Below are 12,749 nucleotides of genomic sequence, written 5' to 3' on the forward strand. Positions count from 1 at the left end.
CTATAATATGCCCCATCGGCCTGCCCTGGTCGGCAGGACCGAGCGCGGTCGACTGTGGTGCACCTTCCCGAGTTCGTCTGCCTCGGGTCACAAGCGGCCTTCGCAGTCCGGCACGTGGCCGGTCACCCCCTGAAAGTGGAAGGTTTTGGTTTAGGCAGACCGAAGCGCTCGAAGTACCCAGCAACTTCCGAGGTCGAGTGGTCGCCCGCATGGTAAGCAGCAAGAGCCGTCATATCGCCATCCAGGAACATCGCGAGAGCAACTTGGCTGACGACCCAGACGCCGCCGCCGACACGACGCCCAAGACCATGCTGAGGGCACCAATTCCGGATCGTGGTTTCTGACTTGCCGGCCCTCTTGGCTGCCGTTGCCAGGCTGATGCCCTCCCGGGGGTCGTACGGCGTGAGCACCCTCCATGCGGTCTCCTCAGCGGATTGCATGCTGACCTCCACACAGAAGTACCGCGCCTGACATCGGCTTGCGTCGATACGTCAGCGTCGATCCTGACAGCCGCCGGAAAGCCGCCGTCTGCTCGGACAAGGCGAACACGGTCCCACCTCCAAGCAACGTCGCCAGTCCCATGAGATCGTACCGGCACCCCGGTGCGACGGCATGAACACCGAACAGATCCAGGGCGGTCCAGCCGAGATCGCAAGCGGCGCGATCCCAGTTCGATAGGAAGGAATCGGCGTCTTCGACCACCTGGGACCATCGATCAGGGCCGGCCCACTCGGGTGCTTGCATTCGTTTCAGCTCCTGCAGAATTGCATGCCATCCGGCGGTGTCGTCCTCGAAGATTTGTGCCTTTCGCCCCTCTTCAAAATGAGTGGTGGCAGTGGGGACACTGGGGACACCCCGTTTAACCACTTCAATTCTCGACGTTTTTCTGTCCCCACTTGCCGTTGAGGCCTGTCCCCACTCGTTTTTGAGTGGGGACACGCTCGTCTCTTGAGTGGGGACAAAATAATCCTTGTGCCGCAGGGACTTCTCGGAAGTGTCCCCACTGCCACCACTGTCCCCACTCATTTTCATGAGGGCCACGATGTCCCGGGAGAAGGCTTGCAAGTCATGCTTCATTTGCATCCTCCAGGAAGGTCGAACGGATGTGGTAGAGGCGCATCTTTCCGTGCTCGGGCACCCGGACTGACTTCGCCGTGTGGGAGCCCTCGCCCTCGATGTAGCCCTTCTGCCTCAGCGTCGCTGCTACGCGCCGCGGGTCGAGACCGGCGCAGATTTCCTTCCAGGCCGTGGTGGTGACGTAGAAGTCCCAGCCATCGCCCATCTGCTCCCTGAAGCCGGCGACATCACGCGCCTGCATCCCCTTGGGCGGGTTATCCTCCCATGCGGGAATGAAGCGCGACATCCCGTCCTTGAGGAGGAAGGTTCTCACCTGCTCCATGCCAGCGGCGGTCTCCGCTGCTTCATGCCCCCCGCGGGCTGCGAGCCACTGCTCGAAGCACAGTGCAGCTGCGTTCACGGCATCTCCCCGCGACCAGGGCAAGATCTCGTACAGCGTCGCGATCTCGCCGCCGGCAGCGATGAGCCCGAATCGCTGAGCGACGCGACTAACCTGCCCGTCCGCTCCTGCCGGCACATAGGTGTCGCAGAAGCTCTTCACGACGTCCTTCACGGTCTTCCGGATGTCCTCGATGTGCGGAACGATGGCCGCGAGATACTGCCTCGCGGCGACGCCGTAGTGCTGCTGCGTCGCGGTCTTCAGGTGAACCGCGAGGGCGTCCGGTGAGGTGAACCCGTGCAGCTGCTCGAACATCCCCATCCCAGCGCCGGCATCGGCCGACACATCCACGATCCGGATCTGCTGACCGGCTGCCAGGCGCTTGCCACGGCCGTCCTCAGCCACCTTGTCGGAGAGGCCGATCTCACCCGACGACAGGAAGAGGACGCGCCACTTCGCCGCCCTACGGGCCGAGCCGTCCCGCGTGCTGCGGGACTTACCCGAGCCATTCGCGAGCATGTAGGCGGCTTCACCGGCATCCTTCGCCGCCAGCTGGGACAGCTCGTCCAGGCACAGCAACGTGTCGCAATGCGCGAGTGAGACGCCCTCCAGACCGTTGGCCGTCGATCGCCATGAGCGGATGTAGCCATTGGTATCACCGCCGCCCCAGACGCTGCCGGCGACATGCAAGGCCGTGCTCTTGCCCGTGGATGAGGCGCCCTTGAAGTGGACGCCACCCCCCTCAGCCGCGCATGGGCCGACCAGCGGTCCCGCAAAGGCCGCGGACAATGCCAGCACGAGCCGGCTGTTGCCGACGGCATACCTAGCTACGTTCTGTTGCCAGCTCTCCAGGCTGCCGGCCTGACGAAAGGGGTGTTCGTGGGCAGACGCGCTCTGCAGTAGCAAAAGGTCGCGCTGATCGGCGCCGAAACAGTCGTCCGGCATGACGAACGAGTTTCCATGCCATCCCACGCGCTGGGTGGCCCGGGCCCGGTTCGGCGACCTCACCTGAAGCAGGAACGAGTTGAATAGGTTGCGAGCGGTGTTGCTGGGCGAGATGAAGAACCCGCCATCCATCAGGATCCGGCGCGCCTCCGAGCCGTCGCCAGCCAACGTGGCACGCGGCAGCGCAAACTGGTGCTCGCGACCGTCATGGTCCTTCCAGTGGAGCAATACGCCCCAGCTTGCCCCGTCTGGGTCACGGGTCTCAGCCACGACATCGAAGTGGCCGGCGACCAAGATTGCCGGCTTGTCGAGATCGTCTGGATTGCTCCACATCAGACCCCGATCAGAGAAGCTGTAGCCGACCGGCAGGGCCGACTTCTTCTCGGCCCGGGCATGGATGTGCTCCTCCTCCTGGCTCATCTCTTCCGTTGACGGCTTCCATTCAACGGTCGTGCGCGCCCTCTCCTCGAGATCTTGGAATGAGTGCCCGGCTTCGAACCAGTCGGAGACGTCCTGCTTCTTCTGCAGTTCTGGGAACCGCACCACGCGGACGCTCTCAGCGATGCCAAACGCGAGCGCCGCCTTTGCATCGGCGTGATCCGATCCCTCGTCATCGTTGTCGGCCAGGATAACGAGATGCTTGCCCGCGAAGTACTGCTCGCAGCCCGCCGGCAACCCATCGCCGACGCCGCCGAACGTGATGGCGCAGCCGCCGCGTTTGCCCACAGAGTCCACGTCCTTCTCGCCCTCGGGCCAGAAGACCGCGGTCGAGCTGTCGAGATCACCCGCCAGATAGGGGACGGACTTGTAACCATCGGGCTTGCGATACTGCCAACCCGTGGTGCCACCGACATCTGCAACGCGATAGGCGTTGAAGGCCCGCTGCTCACCCCCGGTCATGATCTTGATGCGAACAGGCACGCCGCCGCACTTGTAGATGTGGCGTCGCTTCTCGTTGTCACGCGGGCGCGGCCCCTCGTCACCCGCCACCATGAAGCGGGGCTTGCCGTCGTCATCCGGCTTCGTTCGCGCGGGGAAGACAGGCGCATCTTTGGCCTCGGTCGGCGTCGCGGCGACGTTCGCGCTCACCTTCTGGGGATCGCGCACGTTCCCGGTCAGGTTGGTCGTACCCGTAGACTGCACGTTCAACATCGACGCGAGGTCGCGCGCTGCGTCCAGCTTAGATTTGCCGTCGAGGTATGCCTTGAGATCGATGACGTCGCCGCCCTTGTCGCCGGTAGCGAAGTCGCACCAGACGCCACTTCTCAGGTTGACCTTGAAGCTGCCCGGCTTCGCGTCGTTGCGGGTGGGATTGCGCGCCACCCACTCGCCGGACTCGCGGCGGCCGCCCGGCAACAGCTGGGGAATGACGAAATCCAATGCACTGAGGGCCGCCGAGCTGACGGCCTTGAAATCGACGCGCTGGGCGCTGTTGAAGCTATTCATCATCGTTCCCATTAGCGGCGCTCTCCCGCTGATAATTTTGCGGCGCGCCAGCACTGGGCCGACATGCCAGACACGTTCTTGCATCGCGTTCCGTCCGGCTCGATCTCGCCTTGCAGGTGGAGCTCGGAAACACGCGGCCTGACGCTCAGGATGCTGATCTCGAGGCGCGCAGCGATCTGGTCCGGCGAGAAACTCGCCGGATGCTGCGATCGAAGAAACTGAAGGACGCGCTCGCGAATCGTGGTGGCACGCTCCGTCAGCTTCCGCGCGGCCTCGCTGCTCGGACCGACGGCTTTGAAGCCGGGGCTATCCGGGTAGCTCATTGGCGCACCTCGCTTCCGAGACCCGCCAGGTTAGCGATCAGATCAGCGAAGGCCGGGTGCACGCGGTAGCGTCGGGCGACGAACAGGCCGGCTCGGCTGCTCGGCTGCAGGAGGGTGACGCGCCATGAGAAGAGCGGCAGGTCAGAAACGGATTGAGATTGCCGGATGCGTTTGCTATGTCTTTTCATACTACGATTTCCAGGGAAACCCGGTGCGCACGATCTGATCCGCCAAGATGTGGATCGTGCAGCCGGGTTTTCTTTTGAGGGAGGGTGTCAGGCGACGCGGCGAACCTCAGAGGTCGATCTGACCAACGGTCCGATCTTCCTCTGTGCCCAGGCGTCGAGGCCTGAGACGGGGTAAAGCGGGAAGCGCCCGGCGAGCCGAAAGGGCGGCCCTTCCGAGCTAACGCAAGCAAGCTTTGCTAATGTCTTGGGTGAACACGGGACGTTATACGTCTCGACGATGTATTTGGCTGCTTGGGCGCGCCGCAGTAGGCGATCAGGGTTTTCTCTCATTGGGGCCTCTCATCAACCGAGGGGAATCCTCGTCATCGATGCGAAACCACTCGCATGGCAGGCGAGCTAAAGTCCGCTCAGAACCCTGCCAAAACCCATCATAACCTCTCAGCCCAGGTTATGATCAAAGCTCATCCAACCACTTCTTGACGTAACGACTAACGGTCGGCTTCTTCAGTTCGATCCCCTTAAAAGCCCAGGCGTCCAAGATCGCGACGGTCAATTGCTCCTTTGAGGGCAGGCGTTTATTGGCGCGGGCCGGTAGACCACGCTCCTTGATGATGGACATGGCGTAGGACTTGATCGCGTCCCAGTCGTACTCGGGCGGCCTCCCACCCTTGTCAGGCTCCTTGGCCTCGACATCGGCCATAGGCCCCGTCCCCGAATAGTACCAATCAGAGAAGGAATCCTTATCGATAAGGATGGATGCCCAACCAGGAGCCGCGGTAGCCGGCGCATCATCAACCCAAATGAAGCCATCATCAAACCACGCGATAGCGTCGTCCTGGTCCCAAGCCTTGGAAGGGTGCTCCACTCGTTCGCCGGTCTCGAACTGGAGAAGCGATTTCAGATCACCCGCCAGCAGCGCCTCTTTGACCACGCCCCGGCACTTTTCGTAACTGGCGAGCCGCTGCGCTATCGTATCGTCCGGCAGATTGCCCTTTCGGTCGCGTAGATTGGCGACGATATCGTCAAGTATCTGGCCCAGATTCTTGTAATGGTTCACTTGGCCCAAGTTCTCATAGGCCACGATCTCGTTCGTCGTCATCTTTCCGCTTTGCCAGATGTCGCTGTCCAATTCCTTAGCAATCAGGAGCACAGCCTTCTCTAGGGCGTAGTATCCTTCCGGAACTGGTGTAACTCTGGCGTTCGGACGCTGAGACGATCGCGATGGAGGCGGCGGAAAAGCACTCAGCACTTCATCTCGCAGAACACGGACGTCGTGCCACTCGACTGGAAAGGCTGGATGGCGATGGACGCTCATCTCGCCGTACACATTGTCTGAAATGACGAGATCGGCCCATTCAAGAGTCGTGATTTGCTCACGCACAGTGGAGCCGCGTCGCTGCCCGGAAGCTTTGAGCGTACCCAATTGCAAGGATCTTAGGACGACCCTACGGACCTCATCGAGCGATCGAAATGGCGAAGGTAATGGCGCATGGCCATTCTCCTTGGCAGCACTCGCGGCAATCTCAGAAGCGAAATGAGGAAGCCCTGAAGGGAACGAATGCTCTCGGCGAGACAATTCTCGCGACGAATCAGAAAGTGCGTCAACCGCAAACGGGCTTCTTGTTTCGACCCACGCCAGAACCTGGCCAAGATTCCAGAAGACATCGTCAAAGCCGACAAGATCGTGCGCATTCACGATCTCGCGAAGATACGATCCATAGTCCGCCATGCGCTCCTCCGCTTGGAGCATCCGCAATGTGGACGACGCGGCAGGCTGGTGCGGACCAGCTTTTCGGGAGCTACCCTAGCCGCGCCGATCGATTAGGCCTTCCGAAACTGGACGACCTTGCTCTGTTTCTTTCCGTTGATGGCATCATCGATGTGCCTGGCGATCCGGTCGGCAGCTGCGAGAAGCGCCGAATCGATCTTGTGAATGTAGCCCATCGTAACGTTACCCTTTTTGGAATGGCCGATCAGGGCCTTAATGGTAGGCAGCGTGTACCCGAGATCCTCGGCAGTAGAGCTGAAGGAATGCCTCAGTCCGTGGCTAGTGATCCCCGGGACGTCCTTGGCAGAAACCTTCTGAAGCCACCGCGTCAAACCCGTATGGTGTTTCGCCTCGCTCGTGATGGCGGGGAATACGTACTTCGATTTGGACTTCGCCATTGCGGTCTTCAGCACCGCAATGACGGCGGGCCCAACAGGACGGATGCTCTTGCCCGTCTTGCTATTGCCGAGGCGAAGGGCCATCCCGACAGTATCGACCTCCGTCTTCAGCAAGCCTTCCACCTCGTCCAATCTGCAGCCTGTCATGGCGGACGTCCGGCTGGCGAGGACGCGCTGCCAGTGCTCGCCGTTTGCTTCGGCCACGGCTAGGCACTTCCCCAGGCGGCGATACCCAGCGTCATCGAGGCGCCACTCTCTAGTCTGGTCTTTAGGTCGCCGGATGCCATTGACAGGGTTGTCCTGCCGGTAGCCCTCGTCGACGGCGTAACTGAAGATGCCACCCAGCAGCCCCATCGTCCTGGCTGCTGTTCCCCTCCCGCCGGTCACAATGGCCCGGCCTCGGGTCTTGGTCTTCACGTCGGCCGCTGATTTGCCCGCGATAATGTCGCGCTGGAGGCCCTTTGCGTCTGTGGAGGTGAAGCCCTTCACGGTCTTCTTGCCGACCAGCTTGATGATGTGCCGCTCGATACGGCCCTTGTCGCTGTAAAGGGTCGTCTTGCTTTTGACCTCGCCCCGCCGCGTGAGGATGAGGCCCCGCTCGGCCTTGCCCAGGTACTCCCGGCAGAGTTCCTCGACCGTCATCGCGCCGCGGGCGAGCTTCTTGCTTTCGACCGGATCTGCCCCCCTCACCACGTCCGCCAAGGCCAGCTTGGCATCTCGGCGGGCCTCCTCGGGAGTCAGCACGCCGTAGCGCCCCAGCGTGAGCCGCCTGCTGCGGCCGTTGGCGTTCCGGTACTGCACCAGGAAGGACTTGGCTCCGCTTTTCTTCACGCGCAGGCCAAAGCCCCGGAGCTCATCATCCCATACGAAGACGTCGTCTCCCGTAGTTTCCGCGGCGTCGACAACGCGCTTTGTCAGTTTCGGCACGTATCCCTCGAGGTAAGCACCGGGTAAGCAGGCGCCGGAAAACGGGGGAAATCTGAGGAAACGACCGTAGCCCCCAAATCAGGCCGGTTTCAGCCTATATCTGAGGGCGATCAATTCCAAGGGATTTCAGGTAAGCAGGGGAAATTACCCCACCCTTGCCCTCCGAAGGCAAAGGTCACACGTTCGAATCGTGTCGGGTGCGCCAGATTTTGCCAGCGGTTTTCATGCCGGCACTCACGTCAGCATCGCGACAATCGCCTGGACCTGATCGGAGGCGGACGTCACCAGTCCGTCATACGACGTTTGGCCGTGTGCGGCGGCTTTCAGGATGAATTCGGCCACGGCCGCTTTGAGACCGAACACCGATTGATGGGCCGGCACGTTCGCCATCACGGCTTCCAGGGCCTGACGCATCGTCTGAATGAGCTCGGAGCTGTATTGCATTGGCTGTCCTCCGCGCCCTCATATTAGATCGCGTGCCCATGCTTGCCACTCACAAGCCCGGGATTGCTGTTTGAGATTGATTGAGAATGAACGTCTCAATTCAAACGCCAGATCGCCGCATTGAGCACGCCGGCAAATGCGACCCATGCCGCGTAAGGCACGAACAAGGCGGCTGCCAGCCTGTCTCGCGATATCTGGAGGCCGATGTAGGTCACGATCGCGACGAACAGGCCGATGAGGATGACGAGCGCGGCTCCGATCTGGTGCATCGTGAACATGACCGGAGACCAGATGAAATTGAGCGCCAGCTGGGCCGTCCAGACCAGCATCGCCTTTCCCGACGGAGCGCGACGATAGGTCCGCCAGCCTGCGACGGCGATCATGATGTAAAGGATGGTCCAGGCTACCGGAAACGCCCAGTTCGGCGGCACGAAATCCGGCTTGGCCAGGCTCGCATACCACTCTCCGGGGAGATTGGTCGCGCCGATCAGCCAGCCGATGCCGACCACGGCGACGACGAAGACCAGCAACTGAAGCATCCATCACCTCGCGCTTCTTCCTGCCCGATTGTATCATCTTTCCATGAGCGAATCCGATACGGTGACCGGCGACGCCTCGCCGGTGCGCAAGATCATCCATATCGACATGGATGCGTTCTATGCGTCGGTGGAGCAGCGCGACAATCCGGAGCTGCGCGGCAAGCCGGTCGCCGTCGGAGGCTCCGCGGAACGCGGCGTCGTCGCAGCCGCGAGCTACGAGGCGCGCAAGTTCGGCGTTCGCTCCGCCATGCCATCGGTGACCGCCAGGAGGCAGTGCCCCGATCTGATCTTCGTCAAGCCGCGCTTCGAGGTCTACAAGGCGATCTCGAGGCAGATCCGCGACATCTTCGCCGAGCACACGGCCATCGTCGAGCCGTTGTCGCTGGATGAAGCCTATCTCGACGTGACGGAGAACCTGCAAGGCATCCCGCTGGCGCGGGACATCGCGCTGAAGATCCGCGAGAAGATCAAGGCCGAGACGGGCCTCAACGCTTCGGCGGGCATCTCCTACAACAAGTTCCTGGCCAAGCTCGCATCGGATCATCGCAAGCCCAACGGCCAGTTCGTGATCGCGCCGGAGATGGGGCCGGCCTTCGTCGAGACGCTGCCGGTCGGCAAGTTCCACGGGATCGGCCCGGCGACAGCTGCGAAGATGAATGCGCTCGGCCTGTTCACCGGCCGCGATATCCGCAACCAGACGCTGGAATTCATGAACGCGAACTTCGGCAAGTCCGGCGCCTATTACTATTGGATCTCGCGCGGCGTCGACGAGCGGCCGGTGCGGGCCAACCGGATCCGCAAGTCGATCGGTGCGGAGAACACGTTCTCGATCGACCTCGACGCATTCGACGCGCTGGTCGCCGAACTCAGGCCCCTCGTCGACAAGGTCTGGCGCCATTGCGAGGCGACCGGCAATCGCGGCCGCACCGTTACCCTGAAGGTCAAGTTCGCCGACTTCGAGATCATCACGCGCAGCAGGTCCGTCGCCGCGGCCGTCGCGGGCCGGGACGAACTGGAGCGGCTGGCCTGCGGCCTGCTCGAAGCCGAGATGCCGCTGCCCAAGCGCGTCAGGCTGTTGGGGGTCTCGCTGTCTTCGCTCCAGGTCGGCGGCGATTCGGAGCCGCAGTTGACGCTGGGCATCTGAATCCCGCCGGGGGACCGCTTCGGCGAACGCGACATCTTTAGCAGCGACGCGGCCCAAAACCTGTCGTAGAGACGTCAAACAGGTCTTTTCGCGATTGATGTTGGAATGCTTGCCTTATTGATACGCCTCGGACTGCGCTTCGAAGACCGCATCGAGGAGCGGCGGTTTGTCGACCAATATGTCCGGGGCAGCCTCGGATGGACGCAGATCGCAATGCTGCTCGGCGCCGCCACCTATGCCGGCTACGCGCTCTGGGATTGGGTGCTGTACCCCGAAGTGGTTCCGATCACGCTCGCAATCCGCGGCGGCACGGCCGTATTTATCCTGCTGCCGCTGACGGCGCTGCTGTCGCGACGATGGATGAAGCCGTGGGCAGAGACGATCTTCCTCGTCTATTGCGTCATTCCCGGCTGCATCCTGCCCAGCATTTATCTGGTGCTGCCGTCGGGCTTCACTTTTGCCGCGCCCGGCATGATGATGATCATCCTGTTCGTCTCGACCATGCTGCCGTTGCGGATCGGCTCGCTGGCGATCTTCTGCGTGCTGTCGTGGCTGGCACTGATCGTCGCCGAGACGCTCGCGCCGGCACTGCCGGCGGGCCTGAGATTCATCAATCATTCTCTCGTCGGCAACGCCTACGCCTTGTCGCTCTATGCCGTGGCTGCGCGCGAGTACCGGGCGCGAAGACAATTCCGGACGTCGGAGGCGCTGCAGCGGGAAAAGGAACGCTCGGAGAAATCGCTGCGCGACCTGCGCGCGACCCAGGAGCAGCTCGTGCAGGCCGAAAAGCTCGCCTCGCTCGGCCAATTGGTTGCTGGTGTCGCGCACGAGGTCAGCACCCCGCTCGGCGTCGCCCTGACGACCTCGACCACCATGCAGACCGACCTGCAAACGATGGCTGACGCATTGGGCGGAGCATCGGTCCGGCGTTCCGATCTAACCAAGGGCATCGACAGGCTCAAGCAGGGGCTCAATCTGACTTTCGACAATCTGCACCGCGCATCCGAGATGGTGCACAGCTTCAGGCAGGTCGCCGTCCATCAAGCCGACGAGGACCGGCGGAAATTCGAGCTCAAGGACTGGCTGTCGGAGTTGACGTCCAGGCTCGGGCCATTGCTGTCGCATCATGGCCTGACGGTCGAGGTCCGATGCCCGGCGGGAATCAAGCTCAACAGCTACCCCGGAGCGCTTGCTCAGGTGATCAGCAATCTCGCCCTCAATACCGCAGGGCATGCGTATCCCGACAAGAGAGGTGGCCGGTTTGTCATCACGGTCAGCCAGCCGGACCCGACATCCGTCCGCCTCGTCTGTGCTGATGAAGGCGTCGGAATTCCCGACGAATTACAGGCGCACGTCTTCGATCCGTTCGTCACGACAAGTCGGGAGAGCGGCCACGCCGGCCTGGGGCTGCACATCGCCTTTAATCTGGTGGCCTCGTCGCTGAACGGGCGCCTGCGTCTCGAGAGCACGACGGATCCGGGGACTCAGATCGCCATCGAGATCCCGCTCCAGGCATGATTCCGGCGGCCATGCTGGATCCGCCTCAGGAAGCGAAAACTGAGCGCTCGCCAAGCGCGACCACGGTGACGGATTTTCAGGCCCGCCACCGATGAAAGTCGATCCGCTCAGGCCCTCAATGCCTCACGTGCTCGAACACCACGATCACACCGGTCGGTTCGGGCTCATGCGCCATCAGGCGCGTCAGATCGGAGTCGCCCCAATCGGCGAGGCTGACGACCTCGCCGCTCTGGCGGTCGGTGTCGGCGCCAAGCGATCCCGCAGGCTCGAGGACCTTGAGGCCCATCTCGTCGACGAAGAAGGTGTGCTCGCCGAACATGCTGTTGAGCTGCGGCATGGCCGGATGTTCGTCGGGCAGCACCTGAGCGCCGAGTTGGTTGACGGTCTGCTTCACCTGTTCGGATGTGAGCTTCATGAGCTGCTCCGTTTCTGTGTCCGGTTTCATTGGCCCGGGCGGGAGCGCGCGTTCCCTGCACCCTTGTCCGCCTGGCTCCAGTCCGAACAGGTGCTCGGGGCAAATGTTCCTGCAAAATGTATTTCGTGATCGCGCGTTCCCTCCGCCGCGCTCGCGGCACGAGAGCGCCACAGGATGCGCACGATCTGGCTGTTCCCGCGCGCTACTCGACAGCCTCGACGATCCGGATATCGCGATCCGCGCCATCACCGAGCAGGTCGTGCGCGGCCTTGTAGGCCGGGCTCTCATACGCCGCCTTGGCGCTTGCGACGCTGTCGAACTCGATGAGAACGACACGCTCCATCTGGCCCAGCTCGAATACGGCTGCGGGCATCCCGCGCGCGATCACGCGGCCACCCGCCGCTTCGATCGCCTGGCGCGATACGTTGGCATAGGCGGCCATCGCATCGGGGTTCTTGATCGCACGATAGGTCGCAACCCAATAGGCTTTCGCCATCGTTCTTCTCCAGGTTGTTGTGAGGACTACTCGCTGCGGTTCTCGCCCACCGACAGCGCGCAGATTCGTGACAGATAGGAGTAGGGCAGGCCGGTCTCCTCGGCCCAGGCATTGAACTGCGCCTGCACCTTGGCGAGATCGCCCTTCGACTGGACCTCTTCGGCAATGTCGAGACCTGCATCGCGCAGGCAGACCACCACGTCCTTGGACGTCACGAAACCGTCCCAGCCGACGAAGCGCAGCAACATCTGGCCGGTGTTGCCCCCTAACCGGCTGCCGCGCTTGTTGAGGAGATCGAGCAGGCCGATCTCCTGGGACGACGGCCACTTCGCCAGAAACCTTCCGAAGCTGCCGTGCTCCTTCGCAATCTCCTGGACGAAGGCGGCGTTGTCGCGCACCGACATGATCTTGGCGCCGTTGCGCACGATGCGCGCGTCGCGCAGCAGGCCCTCCCAATAGTCTTCGGGCTGAAAGGTGAGCTTGGCGGGCTGGAAATGCAGGAAGGCGTCTTCGAAACCGTCCCATTTCGAATCGATCACGCTCCAGGCGAAGCCGGCGCAGAACACCCGCCTGGTCATCTCGGCGAGGATGCGGTCGTCGCCGAGCCTGGCCAGCCGCTCGAGGTCCGGCCTGGCCGGCATCAGTTTCTCCAGCGCCTTGGGCCCGCCTTTGCGCTTCTCGGCCCGCGCGCGAATGGTCTTGAAGGCGGTCATACGGGCATCCGCGTTAGGGCGCCCACGAC

The 12,749-nt window shown here is 62.5% G+C and carries 14 protein-coding genes; 2 read left to right on the forward strand and 12 right to left on the reverse strand.

Features of this window, described 5'->3' with window-relative positions:
- Positions 1–122: 122 nt before the first annotated feature.
- From ABIG06_RS11305 to ABIG06_RS11345, 9 genes are all read right to left on the reverse strand, one after another.
- Positions 123–440 carry a hypothetical protein gene (locus ABIG06_RS11305; RefSeq protein ID WP_370136459.1) on the reverse strand — a complete coding sequence of 106 codons (318 nt, stop codon included), beginning with the start codon at positions 438–440 and terminating at the stop codon, positions 123–125.
- Positions 427–1,077, reverse strand: coding sequence for a hypothetical protein (locus tag ABIG06_RS11310; RefSeq protein WP_370136461.1), 651 nt, complete (start codon positions 1,075–1,077; stop codon positions 427–429). Before ABIG06_RS11310 ends, ABIG06_RS11305 begins: the two co-directional genes overlap by 14 nt.
- On the reverse strand, positions 1,067–3,859 hold the full coding sequence (locus tag ABIG06_RS11315) for a DUF927 domain-containing protein (protein WP_424578280.1): 2,793 nt from the start codon (positions 3,857–3,859) through the stop codon (positions 1,067–1,069). The genes ABIG06_RS11310 and ABIG06_RS11315 overlap by 11 nt, the downstream gene beginning before the upstream one ends.
- A complete protein-coding gene (locus ABIG06_RS11320; RefSeq protein ID WP_370136466.1) occupies positions 3,859–4,170 on the reverse strand; it encodes a hypothetical protein in 312 nt (103 codons plus the stop codon). The genes ABIG06_RS11315 and ABIG06_RS11320 overlap by 1 nt, the downstream gene beginning before the upstream one ends.
- Positions 4,167–4,358: a hypothetical protein gene (locus tag ABIG06_RS11325; RefSeq protein WP_370136467.1), complete on the reverse strand. Its 192-nt coding sequence runs from the start codon at positions 4,356–4,358 to the stop codon at positions 4,167–4,169. The genes ABIG06_RS11320 and ABIG06_RS11325 overlap by 4 nt, the downstream gene beginning before the upstream one ends.
- Before the next feature lie 454 nt (positions 4,359–4,812).
- A complete protein-coding gene (locus tag ABIG06_RS11330) occupies positions 4,813–6,087 on the reverse strand; it encodes a hypothetical protein (protein WP_370136469.1) in 1,275 nt (424 codons plus the stop codon).
- Positions 6,088–6,179: 92 nt separating this feature from the next.
- A complete protein-coding gene (locus tag ABIG06_RS11335; protein WP_370136470.1) occupies positions 6,180–7,451 on the reverse strand; it encodes a tyrosine-type recombinase/integrase in 1,272 nt (423 codons plus the stop codon).
- 234 nt (positions 7,452–7,685) lie between these two features.
- On the reverse strand, positions 7,686–7,895 hold the full coding sequence (locus tag ABIG06_RS11340; protein ID WP_370136472.1) for a hypothetical protein: 210 nt from the start codon (positions 7,893–7,895) through the stop codon (positions 7,686–7,688).
- 95 nt (positions 7,896–7,990) lie between these two features.
- Positions 7,991–8,434 carry a TspO/MBR family protein gene (locus tag ABIG06_RS11345; protein ID WP_124160184.1) on the reverse strand — a complete coding sequence of 148 codons (444 nt, stop codon included), beginning with the start codon at positions 8,432–8,434 and terminating at the stop codon, positions 7,991–7,993.
- Positions 8,435–8,477: 43 nt separating this feature from the next.
- Between ABIG06_RS11345 and dinB the strand changes: the two genes are divergently transcribed.
- Positions 8,478–9,578, forward strand: coding sequence for a DNA polymerase IV (gene dinB, locus ABIG06_RS11350; protein WP_370136474.1), 1,101 nt, complete (start codon positions 8,478–8,480; stop codon positions 9,576–9,578).
- A 105-nt stretch (positions 9,579–9,683) separates the two neighbouring features.
- Complete coding sequence (locus ABIG06_RS11355) at positions 9,684–11,096, forward strand: sensor histidine kinase (protein ID WP_124160182.1); 1,413 nt, start codon at positions 9,684–9,686, stop codon at positions 11,094–11,096.
- Between the two features lie 115 nt (positions 11,097–11,211).
- Here the strand turns inward: ABIG06_RS11355 and ABIG06_RS11360 are convergent, their stop codons facing one another.
- From ABIG06_RS11360 to ABIG06_RS11370, 3 genes are all read right to left on the reverse strand, one after another.
- Positions 11,212–11,511 (reverse strand): hypothetical protein, encoded by a 300-nt coding sequence (locus tag ABIG06_RS11360; protein WP_124160181.1) that lies wholly within the window; start codon positions 11,509–11,511, stop codon positions 11,212–11,214.
- Between the two features lie 202 nt (positions 11,512–11,713).
- Entirely contained in the window at positions 11,714–12,007 is a 294-nt protein-coding gene (locus ABIG06_RS11365) for a DUF1330 domain-containing protein (protein ID WP_370136475.1), read from the reverse strand.
- 26 nt (positions 12,008–12,033) lie between these two features.
- Positions 12,034–12,720, reverse strand: coding sequence for a DNA-3-methyladenine glycosylase I (locus ABIG06_RS11370; RefSeq protein WP_370136477.1), 687 nt, complete (start codon positions 12,718–12,720; stop codon positions 12,034–12,036).
- Between the last annotated feature and the right edge of the window lie 29 nt (positions 12,721–12,749).

Origin of the sequence: Bradyrhizobium sp. USDA 326, assembly GCF_049739485.1 — a bacterium.
In the GTDB taxonomy this organism is placed as follows: Bacteria; Pseudomonadota; Alphaproteobacteria; order Rhizobiales; family Xanthobacteraceae; genus Bradyrhizobium.

Excerpts from the sequence above, each read along its gene's own strand:
- ABIG06_RS11360 (WP_124160181.1), bottom strand. The coding sequence starts at position 11,511 with ATGAAGCTCACATCCGAACAGGTGAAGCAGACCGTCAACCAACTCGGC.
- ABIG06_RS11345 (WP_124160184.1), bottom strand. The coding sequence starts at position 8,434 with ATGCTTCAGTTGCTGGTCTTCGTCGTCGCCGTGGTCGGCATCGGCTGG.
- ABIG06_RS11305 (WP_370136459.1), bottom strand. The coding sequence starts at position 440 with ATGCAATCCGCTGAGGAGACCGCATGGAGGGTGCTCACGCCGTACGAC.
- ABIG06_RS11340 (WP_370136472.1), bottom strand. The coding sequence starts at position 7,895 with ATGCAATACAGCTCCGAGCTCATTCAGACGATGCGTCAGGCCCTGGAA.
- ABIG06_RS11330 (WP_370136469.1), bottom strand. The coding sequence starts at position 6,087 with ATGGCGGACTATGGATCGTATCTTCGCGAGATCGTGAATGCGCACGAT.
- ABIG06_RS11315 (WP_424578280.1), bottom strand. The coding sequence starts at position 3,859 with ATGGGAACGATGATGAATAGCTTCAACAGCGCCCAGCGCGTCGATTTC.
- ABIG06_RS11310 (WP_370136461.1), bottom strand. The coding sequence starts at position 1,077 with ATGAAGCATGACTTGCAAGCCTTCTCCCGGGACATCGTGGCCCTCATG.
- ABIG06_RS11365 (WP_370136475.1), bottom strand. The coding sequence starts at position 12,007 with ATGGCGAAAGCCTATTGGGTTGCGACCTATCGTGCGATCAAGAACCCC.
- dinB (WP_370136474.1), top strand. The coding sequence starts at position 8,478 with ATGAGCGAATCCGATACGGTGACCGGCGACGCCTCGCCGGTGCGCAAG.
- ABIG06_RS11355 (WP_124160182.1), top strand. The coding sequence starts at position 9,684 with ATGCTTGCCTTATTGATACGCCTCGGACTGCGCTTCGAAGACCGCATC.
- ABIG06_RS11370 (WP_370136477.1), bottom strand. The coding sequence starts at position 12,720 with ATGACCGCCTTCAAGACCATTCGCGCGCGGGCCGAGAAGCGCAAAGGC.
- ABIG06_RS11320 (WP_370136466.1), bottom strand. The coding sequence starts at position 4,170 with ATGAGCTACCCGGATAGCCCCGGCTTCAAAGCCGTCGGTCCGAGCAGC.
- ABIG06_RS11325 (WP_370136467.1), bottom strand. The coding sequence starts at position 4,358 with ATGAAAAGACATAGCAAACGCATCCGGCAATCTCAATCCGTTTCTGAC.